Consider the following 18,408-nt stretch of genomic DNA (forward strand, 5'->3'; position numbering starts at 1 on the left):
GGCGCGGCGCTCGCGCGAACGCGCCTTCATATCCAATCGAAGACTACCATCGGCGGGCCTTAGCCAGCGTATCGAATTGTTGCAGAATGTCGTTGCCGGACATCCGGGCGCCGCCGTGGTTCCGGCCCTACGCGCCGTCCCGCTTCGCTGCGATGGGGGCGAAGGCGACGGTTTCGCCGCCGCCGGCTTCGAAGCCCCTGAGCGCCGCGCGCAACTGCGCCACATAGGCCTGGACGAGGCGCGGGCGCGGCACGCCCCGGCGGAAGAGGATGGACACCGGAACCTGGCAGCGGGGGGTGAAGGCGCACACGTCCTGCGTGGGCGCGCGCATGGACGCCGTGAAGGGATCGACCACGGTGACGGCGCCGACGGCGGCCGAAAGCACGGCGGCGGTGGAGCAGTAGCGCACCTCCACCCGAGGCGCGTAGACGCTGGCCCGCCGGTCGAACACGGCGCGCACGGCGCTGCCGAGGCGCGACTCCGCCTCCAGCCCGATCAGGTCCTCGCCGGAGAGATCGGCGGCGTCGATCGCCTCCCGCCCGGCGAGGCGGTGGCCGTGCGGCACGAGGCAGACCATCTCCACCCGCGCCACGACCTCGACATTGAGCGCGGGGTGCGCGTCGAAGCCCAGCCCGATACCGAGATCGACCGAGCCGTTCTGCACCGCCTCCACCACATGCTCCAGCCGGCGCACGTCGTAGGACACCGTCACCTCCGGCCGGTCCTCCAGCAGCGAGCCGAGCGCGCGTGCAGCGATCGTGTGGCCGAGGGGCGGGGTGGACAGAACGCGCAGGCGCCCGGAGATGCCGAGCCGCATCGCCCGCGCGCGCATCCCGAAGCCGCGAAGGATCGAGAAGACGGGCTGGATTTCGGCGAAGAGCTGGAAGGCCTCCTCCGTCGGCTCCAGCCGCCGGTGCAGGCGCTCGAAGAGATTGACGCCGAGCCGGGTTTCGAGCTGCCGCAGGCCGTTGGACACGGCCGGCTGGGACATCTTCAGCCGTTCGGCGGCCTCCTTGGTCGTCGCCCCGCTCATCAGCGCGTTGAAGATGGACAGGAGGCGCAGCGGGATCTGCTCCTCCTGCCCGTCGCCGGGCGAGGTGCCGTCCTCGTTCATGCCGCGTCCGGGAGGATCGCGCCCAGCGCCATGGAAACGGCCGCCTGGGTCGGGTCGATGACCGGCAGGCCGAGCTCGGCCTCCAGCCGCCGGCGGTGGCCCGACATGCCCGCGCAGCCGAGCACGACCGCGCCCGCGCCCTTGCCCGCGAGCGCGGTGGCGGCCTGCATCAGGAGGGCGAAGCTCCGTTCGCCCCGGCCGCTCTCGGCCACGCTCACCGGCTCGGCCAGCGCCACCTCGCCGGCCAGCCGCCCGTCCACGCCCAGCCGGCGTAAGTGGCGCAGATGCCGGGGGATGGAGCCGGGCGCCACCGCGATCACGCCGAAGAGGTCGGCCCGCGCCAGCGCGGCCAGCACGCCGGCATCCTGGATGCCGATCACCGGCACCGATGTGAGGGAGCGGGCGAGATCGACGCCGGGCTGCGAGTAGCAGGCGCTGATGATGGCGCCCGCGTCGGCCCGCGCGGCGGCATAGGCGCCGAAGGCGAGCGCCGCCTCCTGCACATGCTGTTCGGTAAGGATGCCGGTCGGCCCGTCCTCGAAGGTGACGCACTCGATGGCGGGCGCACCGGGCAGGCGGAAGCCGTCCAGCGCCCGCGACAGCGCCTCGGTGACGGTGCGGTCGCTGTTGGGATTGACGACGAGGATGGGACCGGGAGCCGTCATGGGGCGATCTCCACGCCGTACCGGGCGGCGGCCTCGAACTCGGGCGCGCGATAGCCCCGGGCGGGGCCCTGGCCGGAAGGTGCGCGCGCCACGAAGCGCCCTTGCCCGCGCACCGCCTCCAGGCGGCCCTCATGCACGACGCTGGCCCCGCGATTGAGGACGGTGACGGGCACGCCCGTCAGCTCCATGCCCTCGAAGGGCGTGTAGTCCATGGCGTCGTGCTGGTCTTCCAGCCGCACGGTGCGACGGGCCTCCGGGTCCCAGATCGCGATGTCGGCGTCGAAGCCCGGCATCAGCGAGCCCTTCGAGGTCAAGCCGAAGATGCGCGCCGCGTTGCCCGAGGAGAGGGCGGCGAACTGCTGGAGCGTGATCCGCCCGGCCGCGACGCCTTCGGAGAACAGGTAGGGCAGGCGCGCGGCGATGCCCGGCATACCGTTGGCGATCTTCGGGTAGGGCGCATCCGCCCCGTTCAGGAACTTGCCGCCGGCGTCGAAACGGTAGGGCGCGTGGTCGGAGGAGACGCTGTCGAAGACGTTGCCCGCGACATGCGCCCACAGCGCCTCCTGCGTCGCCTCGTCGCGCAGCGGCGGGGAGCAGATGTATTTGGCGCCCTCCATGCCCGGCCTGTCGAGATCGGCGCGCGTGAAGGCGAGATATTGCGGGCAGGTCTCGGCGAAGAGCCGCGTGCCGCGCGCCTTCTCGCGGCTCACGATCTCAGCGCCCCCGCGTGTCGAGACATGAACCACGAAGAGCGGCGCGTCCACCAGCCTGGCAAGGCACACCGCGCGATGGATGGCCTCTTCTTCCGCCAGTTCGGGCCGGCTGACGGCGTGGTATTTCGGCTCGGTGGCCCCGGCGCCCGAAAGGCGCGCGTTCATCCACTTCACCATGTCGTTGTTCTCGGCATGGACCATGGTCAGCGCGCCATGCGCCTTGGCGACGGTGAGGATGTCGAGAAGGCCGGCATCGCCGACATTCATCAGATCGTAGGTCATGAAGACCTTGAAGGAGGTGATTCCGCGCGCGAAGGCGCGGGGAAGCTCCTCGTGCAGGACCGTCTGCGTGGGGTCCGAGACGATGAGGTGGTAGGAATAGTCCAGCACCGAATGGGGCGCCGCCCTCCCGTCATAGGTCGCCAGCACCGCGTCGATGGACTGGCCGCGATGCTGCGCGGCGAAGGGCACGAAGCAGGAATTGCCGCCGAAGGCCGCCGAAACGGAGCCGGTGTAATAATCGTCGGCGCTCATCACGCCGGACGAGCTTTCCTGCGCGATGTGGCAATGCGCCTCGATGCCGCCCGGCATCACGAGGCGCCCGCCCGCGTCGATGCGCCGCTCGCCCCCCTCGATCCGCTCGGCGATGGCGGCGATGCGCCCGTCCCGGATGCCGAGATCGCCCTTGAAGGTCTCGGCGGCCGTGACCAGCGTGCCGCCGTGGATCACCGTGTCGAAACGCGCCATCCCCACCGCTCCCATCAGACCTCGACGACCATGCCGGCCTGCGAGGTGATGCGCCCGTAATGCTCGATCCGGCGGTGGCGCGCAAAGTCGAAGATGGTGGACTTGCCGAAGGCGCAGGCGGAGAAGTCGCAAGGGGCCACGATCAACTCGTCCTCCTCCGTCTCGGCCCTGGCGATGACGAAGCCGTTCGGGTCCACGATGATCGAGCCGCCCATCAGCGGATGGCCGTCCTCCACGCCGGCCTTGGCGATGCCCGCCACATAGGTCGCGTTCTGGTAGGCCCCGGCCTGGAGGGACAGCTCGGAATGGAACAGGCGCTCCTTCAGCCCCTCCGCGCTCATCTGGCTATTCACCGAGGGCGTGTTGTAGCCGATGGTGACGAGCTCGACGCCCTGAAGGCCGAGGCAGCGGAAGGTTTCGGGCCAGCGCCTGTCGTTGCAGATGGCCATGCCCATGACGACGCCCTCGTTGCGCCAGACGGGGAAGCCGAGATCGCCCGGCTCGAAATAGCGCTTCTCCAGATGCTGGAAGGCGCGCTCCGTGTCGTATTCGACATGGCCCGGCAGGTGGATCTTGCGGTACTTGCCGACGATCTCGCCCTTGCGGTTCGTCAGGATGGAGGTGTTGAAATGCCGCCCTTCCGGCGTCAGTTCCGCATAGCCGAAGGTCATGGCGATGCCGAGTTCACGGGCCTTCTCGAACAGGGGCGCGGTCTGCGGGCCCGGCATCTCGCGCTCGAACCAGGCGTCCACCTCGGCCGCGTCCTCCATGTACCAGCGCGGGAAGAAGGTGGTCAGCGCCAGCTCGGGATAGACGAGCATCTCGACGCCCCGGGAGGCGGCCTCCTCCATCAGCGCGATCATGCGGGCGATGACGGCCTTGCGGCTGTCGGCCCTCTGGATCGCGCCCATCTGGGCGCCGCCGACGACGAGTTGGGTCATGTTGTGATGTCCTTGCAAGGCATGGGGCCGGCCGTCAGATGGCGAGCCGGCGCTGGTAACGGCTGACGAGGCGCGCGAGGGGCCAGAGCAGCACGAGATAGATCAACGCCGCCGCCACCAGCGGCGAGGCGTTGTAGGTGATGGATCGCGCCATGTTGGCGGCGTAGAGCAGCTCGGCCAGCGAGACCACGGAAGCGAGCGAGGTGAGCTTGACCACTTCGATCGTGTTGGAGAGAAGGTCGGGCAGCACGTTGCGCACGGCCTGCGGCAGCACCACCGAGAACAGCGCCTGCGTTTCCGTGAGGCCCGTGGCGCGCGCCGCTTCCCTCTGGCCCGCCGGCACGGACTGGAGCCCCGCCCGGTAGACCTCGCCGTAATAGGACGAGTTGTTGAGAAGGAAGGCGAGCACAACGGCGGCGAAGGGGGAAAGCTCCACGCCCGCGAAGGGCAGGCCCGAATAGACGAAGACCAGCAGCACCAGCGGCGGCAGGGCGCGGAACACGTCCACATAGACGAGGGCGGGGTAGCGCAGGAGGGGGCGGGGGCTCAGGCTCGCCAGCGCCACCAGAAGGCCGCCGACAAGGCCGAGCCCGACCACGGCCGCGCAGAGCTGCGCGGTCATCCACAGGCCCTGCAGGAGCAGCGGCGCCGCCTGCATCATGACCTCGATGTTGAAGAATTGCCGGATCACCGCGTCCATGCCGATCCCCTCAATTCTTCCAGGCGAACCGGCGTTCCACCACGCGCGCCAGAACGGCGACGGGCAGGAACACGGCAAGATAGGCGACGGCGGCCATGGTGAGGGGCGTCGCCGAGCCGGAAAGGCTCTGCGCCGCGCTGGCCGCGCCCAGAATCTCCTGAACGCCCACCACGGAGCCGAGCGCCGTCATCTTGGAGATGGCCAGGATCCGGTTGACGAGCGGGGGCACGGCAAGGCGCACCGCCTGGGGCAGGGCGATGTGAAGAAGCGTGCCCGAAAAGCTGAGCCCGGTGGCCATGCCCGCCTCCCACTGGCCGCGCGTGATGGAGGTGAAGCCGGCCCAGAAGGCTTCCTCGGCAAAGGCCGCGAGCGTCAGCGCCAGCACCAGGAAGACCACCATGGGGCCGGACAGCCGGATGCCCACGCCCGGCAGGCCGAAATAGAAGAGCAGGATGACGACCAGCGGCGGCAGCGCGCGGCCGATATCGGCAAAGCCGACGATGAGAAGGTTCACCGCGCGCATCCGGTAGGTGCGCAGCATGGCCAGGGCGAGCCCGAGAAGGGTGCCGGCCAGCGTCACCGCCAGGGCGAGCATGAGCGTGACCTTCATCCCCTCCAGCACGGCCGGCGTGTAGGCCGCGATCGTGACGGGGTTGAAGAAGGTTGCGAGAAAGGGTTCCACGGCCTCAGCCCGCCCGGTCGCCGAGGCGCTGGAGAAAGGCGCGGGTGCGCTCCATCCTCGGCGCGCCGAACACGGCCTCGGGCGGGCCCTCCTCGACTATCAGCCCGCCATCCATGAAGACGACGCGATCGGCCGCCTCGCGCGCGAAGGCCATCTCGTGGGTGACGACGAGCATGGTCATGCCCCGCGCCTTGAGATCGCGCATGACGGCCAGGACCGAGCCGACCAGCTCAGGGTCGAGCGCCGAGGTCGGCTCGTCGAAGAGCATCACCGTGGGGTCGAGCGCCAGCGCGCGGGCGATGGCCACGCGCTGCTGCTGGCCGCCGGAAAGCTCGGCCGGAAAGGCCTTCGCCTTCTCGCCGAGCCCGACCATGGCCAGCATCTCCAGCGCCTTGGCCTCCGCCTCCCCGCGGCCGCGGCCGAGGGCCTTGCGCTGGGCGAGCGTGACGTTTCCCATCACGTCCAGATGCGGATAGAGGTTGAATCCCTGGAACACCATGCCGGTCCTGGCGCGCAGCCTTTGCAGATCGCGCGCCGTGCCGGCATGGATGTTGCGCCCCTCGATGACGATGTCCCCGCCCGAAGGCTCCTCCAGCCGGTTGCAGCAGCGCAGCAGCGTGCTCTTGCCCGAGCCGGACGGGCCGATCAGGCAGACCAGCTCGCCCGGCTTCACCGACAGGCTGATGTCGCGCAGGACCTGCGAGCGGCCGAAGTTCTTGGACAGGGAGATGATTTCGAGGGCAGGGCGCATGGAAGGCTCGAGCGTCAGGAAGCCAGACCCTCGCAGGACGGCGCATGGTCGCTTTCGGTGTAGCCGGCAAAGCCCGGAACGCCGAAGCCGGGCGTGGGGGTCACGATGGTCGTGCCCTCGGCGGGCGTGACGCCGAACCATTTCTCCGACAACTCGGCCAGGGAGCCATCGAGCTTCAGGCACTCGATGGCGCGGTCCACGCTGTTGCGCAGCTCCTCGCTGTCCTGCCGGAACGAGAGGGCCCAGACGAGGCCGGTTTCGATCTCGTAGGAGAGCGCCAGCCCCGGCGTCTGCCGCGCCGCCCAGGCCGCGACGGTGTTGCCTGCGAGGTTTGCGTCGGCGCGGCCCGCCAGCACGGCCGCCACCGCATCGGTGTTGCTGCCGTAGGCTTCCACGGTCCAGCCGTACTCGGCGGCGTGCTCGTTCAGGTAGCTGTCATAAGCCGAGCCGCGATTGACCGAGATGGTCTTGCCGCGAAAATCCTCGAGACTGGTATGCTCGGGCGCGTCCGCCGGGATGACGAAGGCGAAGTTGGTGTCCATGAACCCTTCGGTGAACAGAAGGTTCGAGGCGCGCTCCTCGTTCACCGTCACGGGCGCGGCGATGAAATCGTAGGTTCCGGCCTGAAGCGCGGGGATGAGGCCGGCGAACTGCGCGGCCGTCAAGTCGATCTCGCGGCCGAGGCGCTCGCCGATCAGGGCGACGAGATCGACGTTGAAGCCCTCCACGCCCCCGGCCATCGTGGGCATGGCGTGCGGGGCGAAGGTTCCGTCGAGGGCCGTGCGCAGGGTCTCCTGCGCCGGTGCGTTCGACGCAAGGCCCACCATCGCAAGCGCCGCGACGCAGGTGAAAAGACGACGGGTCATGGGCGGTGGTCTCCGGTCGCTGGAAGGGATGCCTGAAATCTAGACAGGTTCAACGCATAAGCATTTAGTCACGGGCGCAAAAGGGGCGCAACATTTGAAAATGCGCTGCGAAGGAGTTGAATGATTAGAAAATCATATAGGAGGTCGACGCACCGGGGACGGTCGCCTCTGCGCGCGATGAACTGCCGGGGCTCCCGTTCTTTTTCCCCCGCGTTCATGCTCGCCGGTGCTTCGGGCTGCCGTTTCACGGGCGCGGTAAGCCATCTTGCGCCAGCGCGGCCCGTCCTTTAGCGCTTGCGCGATCATGGATCGGCAAGGCATGGCGAAGGAGCCCGGAATGGCGCGCAGCGTCTACGTGAACGGCGTGTGGCAGGACGAGGGCGTTGCGTCCATTTCCGTCTTCGACCGAGGCTTCCTCTTCGCCGATGCCGTTTATGAGGTGGCCGCCGTGGTGGGCGGCAAGCTCATCGACTACGAAGCGCATGCGCGGCGTCTTTCGCGCTCGCTGAAGGAGCTGGCCATCGCCGAGCCGATGCCGGCCGCCGAGCTTCTCGAGCTCCACCGCCAGGCCGTTTCCCGCAACGGGCTGGAGGAGGGGCTGGTCTACCTTCAGGCCACGCGCGGCGCGGCCGACCGCGACTTCGTGATCGATCCGAACGCGGCCCCGGGCCTCGTCCTCTTCACCCAGGCCAAGACCGTGCTCGCCAATCCGAAGGCGCAGACCGGCCTGAAGGTCAAATGCATGCCCGACCGGCGCTGGGGCCGGCGCGACATCAAGACCGTGCAGCTTCTCTACTCCTCCCTCGCCAAGTCGCAGGCGGTGCGCGAGGGGCTGGACGACGCCATTCTGGTGGAGGACGGAATGGTGACGGAGGCGAGTTCGGCCAACCTGCATATCGTGGACGAGGAGGGCGTCATCCACACCCCGCCGCTGTCCGAGGCCCTCCTGCCCGGCATCACGCGCGGCTCGGTGCTGTCGATCGCCCGCGACCACGCCATTCCCGCGCGGGAAAGCCCGATCTCGGTCGAGGCGCTCGGACGGGCGCGTGAAGCATTCATCACCTCGGCCACCAGCTTCGTGCTGCCGGTGGTGGAGGTGGACGGGCGCGCGGTGGGCGACGGGAGGCCCGGCCCGATCACGCGCCGCATGCGCGAGCTCTACATCGCAAGCAGCCTGCGAACCGCCATCTGAGAAGAACGAGGCCGCGCCCCGAGCCGTCGAGGCCCGGGCCGGCCCGTCGGAGTCGATCGACATTGGTCCGGGGGCGGGGTGAGGTTCAGCCGCCCACCCGTACAGGCCCGGATTTGCACCCAGCGCGCCAGGCCGCCATCCAGCCTCGGATCAGGCTACCGCCGACGCAGAGCGCATCCAAACGAGCCTGGATGCGTCGAGCACTGATGAGGTCACACCGGCGATGATCGATTCGCTCTCGGTGGCGGCACGCGCCGGCCTGTGCTTGAACAGTGGCGGCTATCGGCGGGACCATCTGCGCGCCTTCGCCCAGCGAGTCGAGGTCGCCGACGACGAGGTTCGCGTCATTGGATCGAAAAGCGGACTGCTGCAAACCCTGGTCGCTGCTTCGAGCGTAGAATCGGCGGGTATTGGCGTTCGCAGTTTTGTACCGAAATGGCGCGCCCGAAAGGATTCGAACCTCTGACCCCCAGATTCGTAGCCAAAATCAGTTGACAAATAAAAGATTCTGGATTGTTTCCAAGATCCTGAGAAAATGAAGCGATATCAGCGTCATGTGTCTGAATTTTGTTGCGGTCATGGCCGCTTCTCATTGGCGATGGAGAGGCTTTGTCAACAAATCACTTGGTCTAAAATTGGTCTAAGGATAGGGTGCCTCCGACTTCCAGACCGTCAGACCAAGTGAGTCAGATTTTGCCTACACACCGCGTAGAGATCGGGCCGAAGCACATCGCCGAGGCCCGGAAGGCCGCCGCCGCCCGCACCTTCACCACATCAAATCCTTTGGTCTTCGCTGACGTGGTGGAAAAGGGCCTGATCCTGCGGGTTCAGGCTGGTTCCGCAGGGTGGGCGTTGAAGTGGAACGGCAGGACACGATCCCTCGGGAAACTGGACGACGTGAAGTCGGCCAAAGTCGCGAGGGAGGCAGCACAGCAAGTTCGAGCGCTTCTCCGCGACGGGACGGACCCAGCCGCGTTCCTGACAGGCAAGGGGGCGGGCAAGGGCGAGGCGGAGGCGCTCGCCGAGGCCGAGCGGCGGACGGCGATCGCATCGGGCCGCTGGACGTGGGAGACGTTGGCCGAGCGGTATGTGGAATACCTGTCGAAGCCCCGGACGACCTCCCGGGGCGTCATCAAGCTGCCGTCGCTGTCCACGGCGGCGGAGGCCCGACGATACCTGACGATGGAGGCGACCGCGCCGCTTCGCGGCCGACTGGTCTCCGATCTTCGAACGGGCGACCTGGAGGAGGTTCGCGACGCCGCCGAGAAGGCGGGTGCGAAGGCGGCGAGCCGTCAGTTCGTCGCCTACTCCAAGGCGGCCCTCTCATTCGCCCGGCGCAAGCATTCGCGGGTGTCAGGCCTCGAAGGTGTATCCCGCTGGTGGCTTGAGGTCGAAAAGCTGGATTCCACGATCCCGGCTCCGCGTGCCCGTCACCCCTCCGTCGCCGAACTGGCGCATGTTCTATGGGTGGCCGAGACGACGCGGACAATGCCGGGGCGAGAAACGAAGCGACGCACGTCGGACGGCATCCTTTGTTCCCTCTGGTGGCTCGCCCTGACAGCGCAGCGCGCCGGGGCCGGGCTCTCGCTCCGAAAGGCGCACGTCCTCCCATGGCCAGGCGGCCCGGAGGGCTGGCGGGTGGCCTACTTTCCCGGGGAAGTCATGAAGGCGGGACGACCCCACGCGATCCCCCTTCCACCCCGTGCCGTTCTCTTGGTTGAACGCGCGATAGCCGCAGCCGCCCGGAAGGATTCGGCGTTCGTCTTCCCGACCGTTCGCACGACCGGGGACGTTGCTGACACGCCCATGACAAAATCTTCGCCGGGCCTGCTCCTGTCGCGGCTGCGCGGGCGCCCCGCCGACACAGCCCTCTGTGAGGAGGGAGAGACCGACGACAATGCGCGAGGCCCCGACCTCCTCGACGGCATCGAGCACTTCTCGCCGCATGATCTCCGCCGGACGTTCGCGACCACCTGCGGCGACCTCGCCGTTCGTGGCGATGCCGTGTCGGCGGTCCTCGACCATACGCAGGAGGTCGATACCGGCGGCCGGTTCGCACCTGCGGCCACGACGGCCGACATTACCCGGCTCGCCTACGATTACAGTCAGCGCCTTGAACTCAAGCGAGTGGCTGTCGAGGCGTGGACCGGCGCGCTCTTCGGGGCGTGCGACGCCGAGTGGGCCTCGCACCGGCCGAAGGGGCCCCGGATTGCATTGGGACCGGGCACCCCGATACCCGAATGGTTCCCGTGGTATCGGCGGATGGCAATCGAAGCCGAGCGGCGGGCGGCGGCGGAGGTTGAACGGGTCCGCCGCGAGCGCGAGGCGCGTGGACCGCTGCGTCTCGCCGCGCTGGGGAACGTCCGGCCTGACGACGAGCCCGACCCGGAATGGGTCGCGAGAGGAGAACGCAATGATTCGAGCAGGTAGTTGGGTAGGAATTGGACGGCGAAGGGACGGGAATCGCCCTTTATGGGAGGGCGCAGGACGGCACGAAGATCGAGGGCGGGTATCTTTCCATCCCGATGAATTGTTGTGACGTGAGGGCATCGCACGACCGTTCTAGTCGGGCTTCAACGGTGGTTTGACTGCTCGTTGGAATGGAAACAATTCGAAACCGCTTTGAAGCGGACATACTGCGAGATGCTCAGCGCGGCGCTACCGGGAATTAAACACGCATCTTGGTGGCTTTTTCTATGCCATGTCTTCGACAGCGGGTCCGAACGTGTGATAACCATCGGACTTGAACCTATCAAATGACCGTGGCGTAAGGAGCAACGCATGGCAACTAGAATCTTCGACTTCGCACGGGTCGCGGATTGGGACGATCGTCTCGCTACCTTGGCTAGTATGGCAGAACCCGAAAGATGGAAAAACCTTCACCTTCTGGCCAAGAACCAGCATCCCGTTCTTGATCGATATCTTACTCACACGTTCATCAGAGCGTATGACCAGCAGAAGATTGTTATCGCGGATCAGGTCGCCTGTTTCAACACCGGCCTCCTTACACCTGGTCAGGAAGAAATCTTTGGCGTTTTCACCGTTTCCGATACCTATGATCGCGCTCAACCGATCTCGCCTGCGAACAAGAAGTGGTGGCTGAAGAGTTGGGCGAGATCCGGGGATAGGGTTCTGACGGACTTTATGGAATTGCCAAACCTGACCGAGTACTGGAACGATCCCAAAGACTTGATATTTGATCCGAAGTTGCAGGTCCAACTCAATCTTGATCATATCATCCGCGACAACCTGAACCGGTTTCCTGAGGAACTGGGGGGAAAGGTAGGAAAGGATGGAAAGCCGACCGACCTCGCTGAAGATGCTGCGGGCGACGATGATGATGACAACAACGTTGAAGATAATGGTCAGCAACGCCAAATTCCGGTGGCGGCTAGGAATGCGCTAGAAGGTGCCGTCAAGCAGAGCATTCGGCTCGCTCAGAGAAGCTATCGTTTGGCAGTTCCTCAGTTCTACAGAGGCAAGATCCAGCTCCTGCTGCCTCTCTACCTCCGGGACTCATCACAGCCTGATCTGGCCCTCACCCTCGAACGTCACGGAGGTTGGTATAGGGCCGCGACTATTCTCTACACGGACTGGGCCTACAGCCATGCTCGGCTGCTGGCACGGCCAAATAGCGAGTGGTTGGGTGGTTTCCGAACGGGTGTTCGGGACGTCGATTGATGAAGGGCAACGCACGGCCGTTTCAGACGGTCGTCAACGACCGTTTCCCACCCCCTCGCGCGGCGAACTTCGCGGCGAGGGTTCCGCCGTCGATCATGGACGCGCCGTCAATGGCGGAGAGGAGGCGGCGGCCCCGGGAGCGCCAGTCCGCGAGGCAGCGCGCCGGCTGGCGGTCGGCCTCTAGCCAGAGAGTTCGCCAAGCCCCGGGGTCGTCCTCATCGAGGGTCGCGAAGAGCGCCTGCAGGTCGTCGTCGCAGGCGATAGTGAGGTCCCGCCCGAGGGTGCCGCACCACGGTTCCGACTCTTGGCGAACACGCCGCCACGGGCGGCCCGATGACGTGGCCGCCGCCTCGCCGTCAGCGACCACCCACGCGCCGAGAGCGGTGTCGTAGGTGGACCACTCCGGAGCGCCGCGGCCTGCCGCGCGTCGGCGGACATAGCGGCGGAGCGAGGTCGCCTCACGGCAGGATTCGAGGGCCGCGGTCGCGGTCGTCACGAGGGCCGCCTCTCGTGGACGTTGGTCAAGGCCTGCGGCTCGGGGTGCGTGACGACGGTCGCGGCCCGCGGGTCCCGCTCCAGTTCGGCCGCCCCGAACTTACGGAAGGCGGACAGGCTGGCCGTGATCTCCTCACGGCCAGCTCGGGCAAGGTCGCGCCGTTGCTCGTCATCGAGGTGACCAGACACGAACGCGCGTAGGTTGGGATCGAGGTTCCGCAGCGCGACGACATCGCCCGAGGCCGCCGACAGGAGGAGATCCGCTTCCCGGGTTTCGCTGCGCACCGCGCGCAGGCGAGTGTCGGCCTCGGCGGCGGTGCCCGTCTCAACCGCCCAGGCGGCGGCGAGCGCTGGCGACGGCTCGTAGCCGTCGAGGCTCACGCCTTGTCGCTGACACTCCAGCCAGAGCCGGGCCTGCGACTCTGGCGGCCACGGGCCGTCGAGAGCGAGGTGCCCCGACCAGTCCTCGGCCGCCTTCGCCGCGAGGGCGCGCAGGGCCTCGTCGGATACGGGGCCGTGGAGGTCCACGTGGTCGCCGGAGTCGAGGAGCCGGCTACGCCCGCCGAGGCCGACGCGGACACCAGCGGGGGACTCCGTGACATCGGCGAAGCCGCGCCGCCGCCAACGGTCGGCGAGGCTGACGGCCTCGGCCTCCGGGATGGCCTTGCGGCGGGATCGGCCGGGCCTCTTAGTCGCCGCGGTGCGCGGCAGCCGATCTACGCCGTAGCCCGCCGACTCGGCGATGGCCTCGGCGAGCGCGGCGGCCTGCGGCGAGCGAGGCCCCCAGAGAGAGACGGTGCCGGACTCGTCATCCACCTCCACCCAAGCGCCGTCGCGGAGCATCGTGCGGGTGCGGCGCGAATCCCTCGCGTCCACGAGGTAGAGGGCATCCCGGAACGGGGTGAAGTCGCCGTCAGGGAAGCGGTCGGCGAGGATCGACAGCTTGTAATCCTGCTGGTGAGGCTCTCGCTTCCTGGCGGGGGCGCGGGCGAATCCTCGGGCGGTCAGGGCCATTTCAATCTCCGTTTCGGTGAGGGCGTTGTCGATTTTCCGTGACTCACGAATCTTTGCCACATGGGTGGTGCGACGGTCGTTCTGCCGTCGCCTGACGACGGAGGCCTTTCGGCGCTCGCCGATCAGGGGCTCCGGGGTCCGTGGGTCCCCGCGAGCCTGATACGAACGGTGGTCGGCGCGCCGTTTCGAGCCGACCGCTCGAAGGTGAGCGTTGAGCACGCCTGCGACACGCTCGCGCTCGCGGATGAGGGCATCGCCCTTCTTGCCTCCCGCCCGCCCGCCGCTCTCGAAGATCGCGAGGAGGTCCGCGTTCCGGGTTCCGGCAAATCCCGTATCGGTCGATGGGTCCAGGCGGCGCATGGTCATCAGGAGATGGCCGTGCGGCTGGCGTTCGCGGTCGGCCGCTGGCGGACAGTGGATCGCGACATCCACTACGGCACCGGCGGCGACATAGGGAGCCGCGACATCGCGCAGGAAGTCGGCCCATCGGTCGTCGGGAAGGTCGCGGGGGATCGAGACCTCCACCTCGCGCGCCGTGACCGAATCCTTACGCCGCTCGGCGAGCTCGGCGCGGCTCCATAGGGCCTCGCGATCATGCACCCAAGCGGGTGTGTCCGGCGAGGCCATAACGAACGAATCCGTTACGTGCTTCTTGCGTGAGTAGTCCCATGTCGAACCGGTGCGGGCATCGGTCAGGCGCGTTCCGGAACGATACGCCGCAGCGGCGACGGCCGACCGCCCCTTGCTCCGCTGAACGACTTTCGCGGAGACGTGGCACAGGGCCTCGTGGGCCGGGAGCGATGTCACGCGGAGTCCTCGGGCGGAGCGTATGTCTGCATGTCGAAGTCCGGATCGTAGGAGTCCAGCGTGGCGAAGGGGTCGCCGATATCGAACACGTCGCGGCGGCGGTCGTCATCACGCCGGGCCCGGTGATCCGCGCGGAGCCAGCGGTCGCGGGCCTCGTCGTGGTGGTCGGCGAGCGCGTCGAGGTCGGCTCGGGCCGCGCCCGCCCGCCTCGCGGCGAGGAGGATGCGCTGCGCGTGGTCCCAGGCGGTGCGTTCGGCCTCGGCGATCTGGCGGTGTGCTGACGACATTCGTCCTCCCTCGTCGGCGACGGGGGCCAGCGCCGCAGGCCGTGCGCGTCATCCCCGCAGGGGATGACGCTTAAGCGCGCCCTTCGGGTTGGATGGCTTCCCCCGACCGATTGTGAGGGCGCCGATTTGCTCGGCGCAAGGCGACGCCGGACCATGGGAGTCGGCGCCCCGCGACGGGGCGCCCGAGGCCGCATGAGACCTACAAAAATAGGCGGCGGCCTCGCTCCGGATCGGAAATCATTTCCGACGTGGAGGTGGATTCCGCCGGCGGCGATGGGGCCTCCGGCTCGGACGGGAGGCGACGGCGTGACACTCGATCTCAAGAAGCTCGCGCAGCGGCGGGCAGCGCTGGAAAGCAAGCTGGCGCAGACGACTACGGCGCTTCGGGAGGCCCGGCGAAGGGACGACACCAGGCGGAAGGTTGTCGTCGGGGGCGCGCTCCTCGCCGCCGTCAGGGATGGCGTGCTCCCTATCCATATCCTGACCGCGCTCGTCGGCCGGATGACAGATCGCGACGCCGCACTCTTCGCGAGCGACACCGCTCCCGTCATGGCCGAACCCGGGGAGTAGATGCGATGGCGCTCCCGTTCCCCGACCTCCTGTCGAACCCGCCGGATACGGACATCGCGTGGTCGGTCGTCACCGCCATCATTCCGATGTCGGGAGAGGCAACCGCCTTCTCGGTCGGCATCGGCGTCCTCGCCTCCGCACTGACGTTCCTCGCGGTCTGCTGGCTGGCATGGTTCTGGCTCTCGGGCCTGACGCAGGCCGCCTACTCCGGGAGACCCTTCGGCGACGGCATCCACGGCTTCTGGGGGCCGCTACGCGTGGTGCTGGCCTTCGGGATGCTGGTGCCGCTCTCGGGCGGCCTGCCTGCCGTTTCCTACGTCCTGCGAGACTTGGTGGCGCGTCCTGCCATCAACACGGCCAACGCGGTGGCGCAGTCCTCCACCGCCTACGTCGTGCGAGACGGGAACACGCTGTCACCCCTCTCTATCGGCGGGGCCTCGCTCGTGCGCGAGGTGTTCGAGTCCGAGGTCTGCGCGGCGGCGATCCTCGCGGGCCGTGCGAACCTCGCCGATACGTCGGCCGCGGCGGCGAGCCTGCCGAATCCTGCCGGGTCGCCCGTTGTGCGTCCGGCGAGGGAATCGTTCTGGCCATGGGGCGAGTCCACGCCCGCCGCGACGACTGGCTACTCGTGGTCATGGGGGCCAGCGTGCGGAAGCCTTTCGGTATCCGCCGCCAGCGAGTTCGGCGACGGGACATTCGGTGAGGCCCGGCGGCGGGCCATCGGAGAGATCGTGGCGGGCGTGAGGGCGCAGGAGTTCGTCCAGCGGCTCGCAGAGGCTGTGCGAGGGGTTGGTGTAGACCCGGCCCCGCCCTCCGAGGACATGATCGAGGCGGCCAAGGCCCACGGCCAGCTCCCCGCCGATCTCGCAACGACCATCGCGCGCGCGGGCGCCGATCTCGATCGCACGCTCTCCGTGGCGGCGACGGAGGTCGCCCGCAGGTCTGGAGCCGCGTCGACCATGCGCGGGGAGGTGCTGCGGGACGTGCAGGAGCGCGGGTTCATGGCCCTCGCCAGCTACTACCGGGTGCTGGCCCATGTCAGCCTGTCAACGGCCGAGGCAGCAGGCGAACGCCCTGTCCGCGTCAAGCCGGACCCCGCAGCGTTCGGGGTCTACGACGGCGAGGCCTCGCGGGCGCTCGCCTACGTCGGTACGCAGTTCCGGCGCGAGGCCGCCGCGAAGGTGCTGGCGGACGGCGAGATCGGAGAGGCGACCGCAGAGGCGTCGGGCGTATTCGCCGACCTTGTGTCGACTGTCACGGACCCGATCCGGGATCACCTACTGTCATACGACGGGCCTCGTGCGGACCCGATCGCCGACATGATGGACATGGGGTCTCGCCTCATCGTCGGAGCAAAGGCGGGCTACGCCGTCGCCCTTGCCGCCTACGGCACGTCGGCGCTCTTCATGGGGGCCGGGCAAGGGGCGCTGGATGCCATCATGGTGCCGGGCTGGCCGATCCTCGGCGTCTTCTTCCTCGTCGGGCTGGTGTTGACCTACGTCCTGCCGCTCGTTCCCTACGTCCTGATGTGGTTCGCGTTCGGGGCCTTCGTGCTGGAATTCGCGGTCGCGTCCATCGCCGTTCTCGTATGGGCGTTCGTCCACGTCCGGCCTGACGGGCAGACCTTCGTCAGCGAGGCCCAGCGACACGGCTACGGGCAACTTCTGATCGGCATCTTCTTCCGCCTTCCCGCAACCGTCCTGGCGTTCATCGCGGCCCACATGCTCGTCGTCGTCCTGCTGAACGCCTTCCTCGCCTCCTACAACCTCTCGGTTCAGGGAGCGAACATCGGGCGCGCAACCGGGCTGGCGGGGATCGTCGTGGCCTTCGCCGTCATGGTCTACATGCAGTGGCAGTTCGTCGTCTGGACCTTCCGGCTGATCCTGTCGGTGCCGGAGAAGCTGGGCGCATGGTTCGGCGTGTCGGTCGCCTCATGGGGCGAGGGCGAGGCCGGGTCCACTGTCGTCGGTGGCGTGTGGTCCAGCCAGCGGAACATCCCGGGAGCTCCCAAGCCCGGCGGAAGCAAGGGCAGCGCCCCCGGCGAAAGCGTGAGGGCGAAAGGCGGTCGCCCCCTCGGCGCCAAACCGGGCCCGAAGGAGGGGTAAACGAGAACGGACGGCCCGCCAGAGCCGCCCGTTCGTCATCGGGTGGGATCACCGCCCGATTGTGTAGGCCAGCGCCAGCAGGGCGAAGAAGGCCAGCGCGCCAAGGACGGGCAAGGCCACGATCGCCATGGCCGCGATGGCGCGGAGGGCCGGGTTCCGGATGCCTGCCACCTGCGAGTAGTCGTAGCGTCGTGCCATGTCCGGTCTCCTTCGTTGCTGGCCGCTCTTCAGCCGTTCCGACCTCGACCACGCCGGGCCTCGTCGGGGTATCTGCCTCGCCCGTAGGGCGACGCCCCGCGCTTGGGCATCAGCGCACCAGCGAGGCCCGGCGTAGAGGTTCGAAGGAACGGCGTTAGCGGCCTAGCGGGGACGATAGACGTAGAGCCAGATGATGCGGACCGCCAACGCGATCAGGATCATCGTCATGGCGAGGAAGGTGCCATCACCCTTCACCCAAGCCCTCATCGCCGTCCACGGGATCGAGAAGGCGAAGAAAACGCCGACGGCTACCGCGTCACGCCAGTTGTATTCGATTCGATATGGTGGGGTCATCGGCGGAGCCTCGTGCTGGAGTGTCTCTCAAGCTTGGGGCCCCGGTGTGCCGACGTCCAGGCCGTCAGTCGGCGGCGAGGCGACGGTCGGTCAGGAGCATGCAGTAGGCGGCGTTATCAGCCCCGGCCAGCGCCTCAGCGCAGGTGTCATACCAACCCTCCACGAGGGGAGCGCGGAACCCGCGCTTGTCGAGGAGGCGCGCGCTCCAGGCCCCGCGCACGTCGCGCTCCGGCGAGACGAGGAGCGTCATGCGGGCCGCGTCGTCGTCTTCGTCATCGCGAACGGTCGCGCCGATGACGTGACACCACCACTCGGTGCCACCGCAGGGTGCGCACTCGTGCGCCCACGGCGACAGCCGCACGTCGGCGCGCGGCTTCACCCCCATGACGGCCGCGACCGCCTCCTGCGGCTCGCGCACGTAACCTACGCTCGCCGTCAGCCAGAGCCCCAGCGCCTCGTCGGCCGATCCCATGTCCATGTGTCGTCACCCGTTGTGGTCGGCTCCCCTAGCCGTCGCGCCTCTCGT

General features: G+C 68.0%; 20 protein-coding genes. 6 read left to right on the plus strand and 14 right to left on the minus strand.

Going from position 1 to position 18,408, the window contains the following annotated elements; all coding sequences use genetic code 11:
* Positions 1-127 precede the first annotated feature (127 nt).
* The 8 genes from J7654_RS07945 to J7654_RS07980 are packed head-to-tail and all read right to left on the minus strand — an operon-like array spanning position 128 to position 7,179.
* On the minus strand, positions 128-1,114 hold the full coding sequence (locus J7654_RS07945) for a LysR family transcriptional regulator (protein WP_209739687.1): 987 nt from the start codon (positions 1,112-1,114) through the stop codon (positions 128-130).
* Positions 1,111-1,779, minus strand: a complete 669-nt coding sequence (locus J7654_RS07950; protein WP_209739689.1) for an aspartate/glutamate racemase family protein — start codon at positions 1,777-1,779, stop codon at positions 1,111-1,113. Before J7654_RS07950 ends, J7654_RS07945 begins: the two co-directional genes overlap by 4 nt.
* A complete protein-coding gene (gene hydA, locus J7654_RS07955) occupies positions 1,776-3,239 on the minus strand; it encodes a dihydropyrimidinase (RefSeq protein WP_209739692.1) in 1,464 nt (487 codons plus the stop codon). Before hydA ends, J7654_RS07950 begins: the two co-directional genes overlap by 4 nt.
* 14 nt (positions 3,240-3,253) lie before the next feature.
* Positions 3,254-4,180, minus strand: coding sequence for an N-carbamoyl-D-amino-acid hydrolase (locus J7654_RS07960; RefSeq protein WP_209739695.1), 927 nt, complete (start codon positions 4,178-4,180; stop codon positions 3,254-3,256).
* Between the two features lie 34 nt (positions 4,181-4,214).
* Positions 4,215-4,880, minus strand: coding sequence for an amino acid ABC transporter permease (locus J7654_RS07965; protein WP_209739698.1), 666 nt, complete (start codon positions 4,878-4,880; stop codon positions 4,215-4,217).
* A gap of 10 nt (positions 4,881-4,890) precedes the next feature.
* On the minus strand, positions 4,891-5,562 hold the full coding sequence (locus J7654_RS07970; protein ID WP_209739700.1) for an amino acid ABC transporter permease: 672 nt from the start codon (positions 5,560-5,562) through the stop codon (positions 4,891-4,893).
* A gap of 4 nt (positions 5,563-5,566) precedes the next feature.
* Positions 5,567-6,313 carry an amino acid ABC transporter ATP-binding protein gene (locus tag J7654_RS07975; RefSeq protein WP_209739703.1) on the minus strand — a complete coding sequence of 249 codons (747 nt, stop codon included), beginning with the start codon at positions 6,311-6,313 and terminating at the stop codon, positions 5,567-5,569.
* A gap of 14 nt (positions 6,314-6,327) precedes the next feature.
* Positions 6,328-7,179, minus strand: a complete 852-nt coding sequence (locus J7654_RS07980) for a transporter substrate-binding domain-containing protein (RefSeq protein ID WP_209739706.1) — start codon at positions 7,177-7,179, stop codon at positions 6,328-6,330.
* Positions 7,180-7,516: 337 nt separating this feature from the next.
* Between J7654_RS07980 and J7654_RS07985 the strand changes: the two genes are divergently transcribed.
* From J7654_RS07985 to J7654_RS08000, 4 genes are all read left to right on the plus strand, one after another.
* Positions 7,517-8,371 carry a D-amino-acid transaminase gene (locus tag J7654_RS07985; RefSeq protein ID WP_209739709.1) on the plus strand — a complete coding sequence of 285 codons (855 nt, stop codon included), beginning with the start codon at positions 7,517-7,519 and terminating at the stop codon, positions 8,369-8,371.
* Between the two features lie 223 nt (positions 8,372-8,594).
* Positions 8,595-8,837 carry a hypothetical protein gene (locus J7654_RS07990; protein ID WP_209739711.1) on the plus strand — a complete coding sequence of 81 codons (243 nt, stop codon included), beginning with the start codon at positions 8,595-8,597 and terminating at the stop codon, positions 8,835-8,837.
* 215 nt (positions 8,838-9,052) lie between these two features.
* Positions 9,053-10,801 carry a tyrosine-type recombinase/integrase gene (locus J7654_RS07995; protein ID WP_209739714.1) on the plus strand — a complete coding sequence of 583 codons (1,749 nt, stop codon included), beginning with the start codon at positions 9,053-9,055 and terminating at the stop codon, positions 10,799-10,801.
* A 351-nt stretch (positions 10,802-11,152) separates the two neighbouring features.
* A complete protein-coding gene (locus J7654_RS08000) occupies positions 11,153-12,052 on the plus strand; it encodes a DUF3825 domain-containing protein (protein ID WP_209739717.1) in 900 nt (299 codons plus the stop codon).
* Between the two features lie 22 nt (positions 12,053-12,074).
* Here the strand turns inward: J7654_RS08000 and J7654_RS08005 are convergent, their stop codons facing one another.
* From J7654_RS08005 to J7654_RS08015, 3 genes are read right to left on the minus strand one after another with little or no spacing between them, the layout of a single operon-like run.
* A complete protein-coding gene (locus tag J7654_RS08005) occupies positions 12,075-12,548 on the minus strand; it encodes a hypothetical protein (RefSeq protein ID WP_209739719.1) in 474 nt (157 codons plus the stop codon).
* Positions 12,545-14,368: a MobA/MobL family protein gene (locus J7654_RS08010; RefSeq protein WP_209739722.1), complete on the minus strand. Its 1,824-nt coding sequence runs from the start codon at positions 14,366-14,368 to the stop codon at positions 12,545-12,547. Before J7654_RS08010 ends, J7654_RS08005 begins: the two co-directional genes overlap by 4 nt.
* A complete protein-coding gene (locus J7654_RS08015; RefSeq protein WP_209739726.1) occupies positions 14,365-14,655 on the minus strand; it encodes a hypothetical protein in 291 nt (96 codons plus the stop codon). Before J7654_RS08015 ends, J7654_RS08010 begins: the two co-directional genes overlap by 4 nt.
* Before the next feature lie 306 nt (positions 14,656-14,961).
* On the opposite strand from J7654_RS08015, the gene J7654_RS08020 reads away from it, so the two are divergent.
* Both J7654_RS08020 and J7654_RS08025 read left to right on the plus strand, forming a co-directional pair.
* Positions 14,962-15,225, plus strand: coding sequence for a hypothetical protein (locus J7654_RS08020; protein WP_209739728.1), 264 nt, complete (start codon positions 14,962-14,964; stop codon positions 15,223-15,225).
* 5 nt (positions 15,226-15,230) lie between these two features.
* The gene (locus J7654_RS08025) at positions 15,231-17,330 is read left to right on the plus strand and encodes a DotA/TraY family protein (RefSeq protein WP_209739730.1); all 2,100 of its coding nucleotides are present in this window, start codon (positions 15,231-15,233) and stop codon (positions 17,328-17,330) included.
* A 48-nt stretch (positions 17,331-17,378) separates the two neighbouring features.
* On the opposite strand, the gene J7654_RS08030 is transcribed toward J7654_RS08025, so the two are convergent.
* From J7654_RS08030 to J7654_RS08040, 3 genes are all read right to left on the minus strand, one after another.
* Positions 17,379-17,528 carry a hypothetical protein gene (locus J7654_RS08030; RefSeq protein WP_209739733.1) on the minus strand — a complete coding sequence of 50 codons (150 nt, stop codon included), beginning with the start codon at positions 17,526-17,528 and terminating at the stop codon, positions 17,379-17,381.
* A gap of 162 nt (positions 17,529-17,690) precedes the next feature.
* The gene (locus J7654_RS08035; protein ID WP_209739736.1) at positions 17,691-17,882 is read right to left on the minus strand and encodes a hypothetical protein; all 192 of its coding nucleotides are present in this window, start codon (positions 17,880-17,882) and stop codon (positions 17,691-17,693) included.
* 64 nt (positions 17,883-17,946) lie between these two features.
* Positions 17,947-18,360, minus strand: a complete 414-nt coding sequence (locus J7654_RS08040) for a hypothetical protein (protein ID WP_209739738.1) — start codon at positions 18,358-18,360, stop codon at positions 17,947-17,949.
* Positions 18,361-18,408 lie beyond the last annotated feature (48 nt).

It is taken from the genome of Aureimonas populi, from assembly GCF_017815515.1.
Taxonomy (GTDB): domain Bacteria; phylum Pseudomonadota; class Alphaproteobacteria; order Rhizobiales; family Rhizobiaceae; genus Aureimonas; species Aureimonas populi.

What these genes read in the sequence shown, in the direction of transcription:
- J7654_RS07945 (WP_209739687.1), bottom strand. Translation starts at nt 1,114, where the DNA reads ATGAACGAGGACGGCACCTCGCCCGGCGACGGGCAGGAGGAGCAGATC.
- J7654_RS07950 (WP_209739689.1), bottom strand. Translation starts at nt 1,779, where the DNA reads ATGACGGCTCCCGGTCCCATCCTCGTCGTCAATCCCAACAGCGACCGC.
- hydA (WP_209739692.1), bottom strand. Translation starts at nt 3,239, where the DNA reads ATGGCGCGTTTCGACACGGTGATCCACGGCGGCACGCTGGTCACGGCC.
- J7654_RS07960 (WP_209739695.1), bottom strand. Translation starts at nt 4,180, where the DNA reads ATGACCCAACTCGTCGTCGGCGGCGCCCAGATGGGCGCGATCCAGAGG.
- J7654_RS07965 (WP_209739698.1), bottom strand. Translation starts at nt 4,880, where the DNA reads ATGGACGCGGTGATCCGGCAATTCTTCAACATCGAGGTCATGATGCAG.
- J7654_RS07975 (WP_209739703.1), bottom strand. Translation starts at nt 6,313, where the DNA reads ATGCGCCCTGCCCTCGAAATCATCTCCCTGTCCAAGAACTTCGGCCGC.
- J7654_RS07980 (WP_209739706.1), bottom strand. Translation starts at nt 7,179, where the DNA reads ATGACCCGTCGTCTTTTCACCTGCGTCGCGGCGCTTGCGATGGTGGGC.
- J7654_RS07985 (WP_209739709.1), top strand. Translation starts at nt 7,517, where the DNA reads ATGGCGCGCAGCGTCTACGTGAACGGCGTGTGGCAGGACGAGGGCGTT.
- J7654_RS07990 (WP_209739711.1), top strand. Translation starts at nt 8,595, where the DNA reads ATGATCGATTCGCTCTCGGTGGCGGCACGCGCCGGCCTGTGCTTGAAC.
- J7654_RS08000 (WP_209739717.1), top strand. Translation starts at nt 11,153, where the DNA reads ATGGCAACTAGAATCTTCGACTTCGCACGGGTCGCGGATTGGGACGAT.
- J7654_RS08015 (WP_209739726.1), bottom strand. Translation starts at nt 14,655, where the DNA reads ATGTCGTCAGCACACCGCCAGATCGCCGAGGCCGAACGCACCGCCTGG.
- J7654_RS08025 (WP_209739730.1), top strand. Translation starts at nt 15,231, where the DNA reads ATGGCGCTCCCGTTCCCCGACCTCCTGTCGAACCCGCCGGATACGGAC.
- J7654_RS08030 (WP_209739733.1), bottom strand. Translation starts at nt 17,528, where the DNA reads ATGGCACGACGCTACGACTACTCGCAGGTGGCAGGCATCCGGAACCCG.
- J7654_RS08035 (WP_209739736.1), bottom strand. Translation starts at nt 17,882, where the DNA reads ATGACCCCACCATATCGAATCGAATACAACTGGCGTGACGCGGTAGCC.
- J7654_RS08040 (WP_209739738.1), bottom strand. Translation starts at nt 18,360, where the DNA reads ATGGACATGGGATCGGCCGACGAGGCGCTGGGGCTCTGGCTGACGGCG.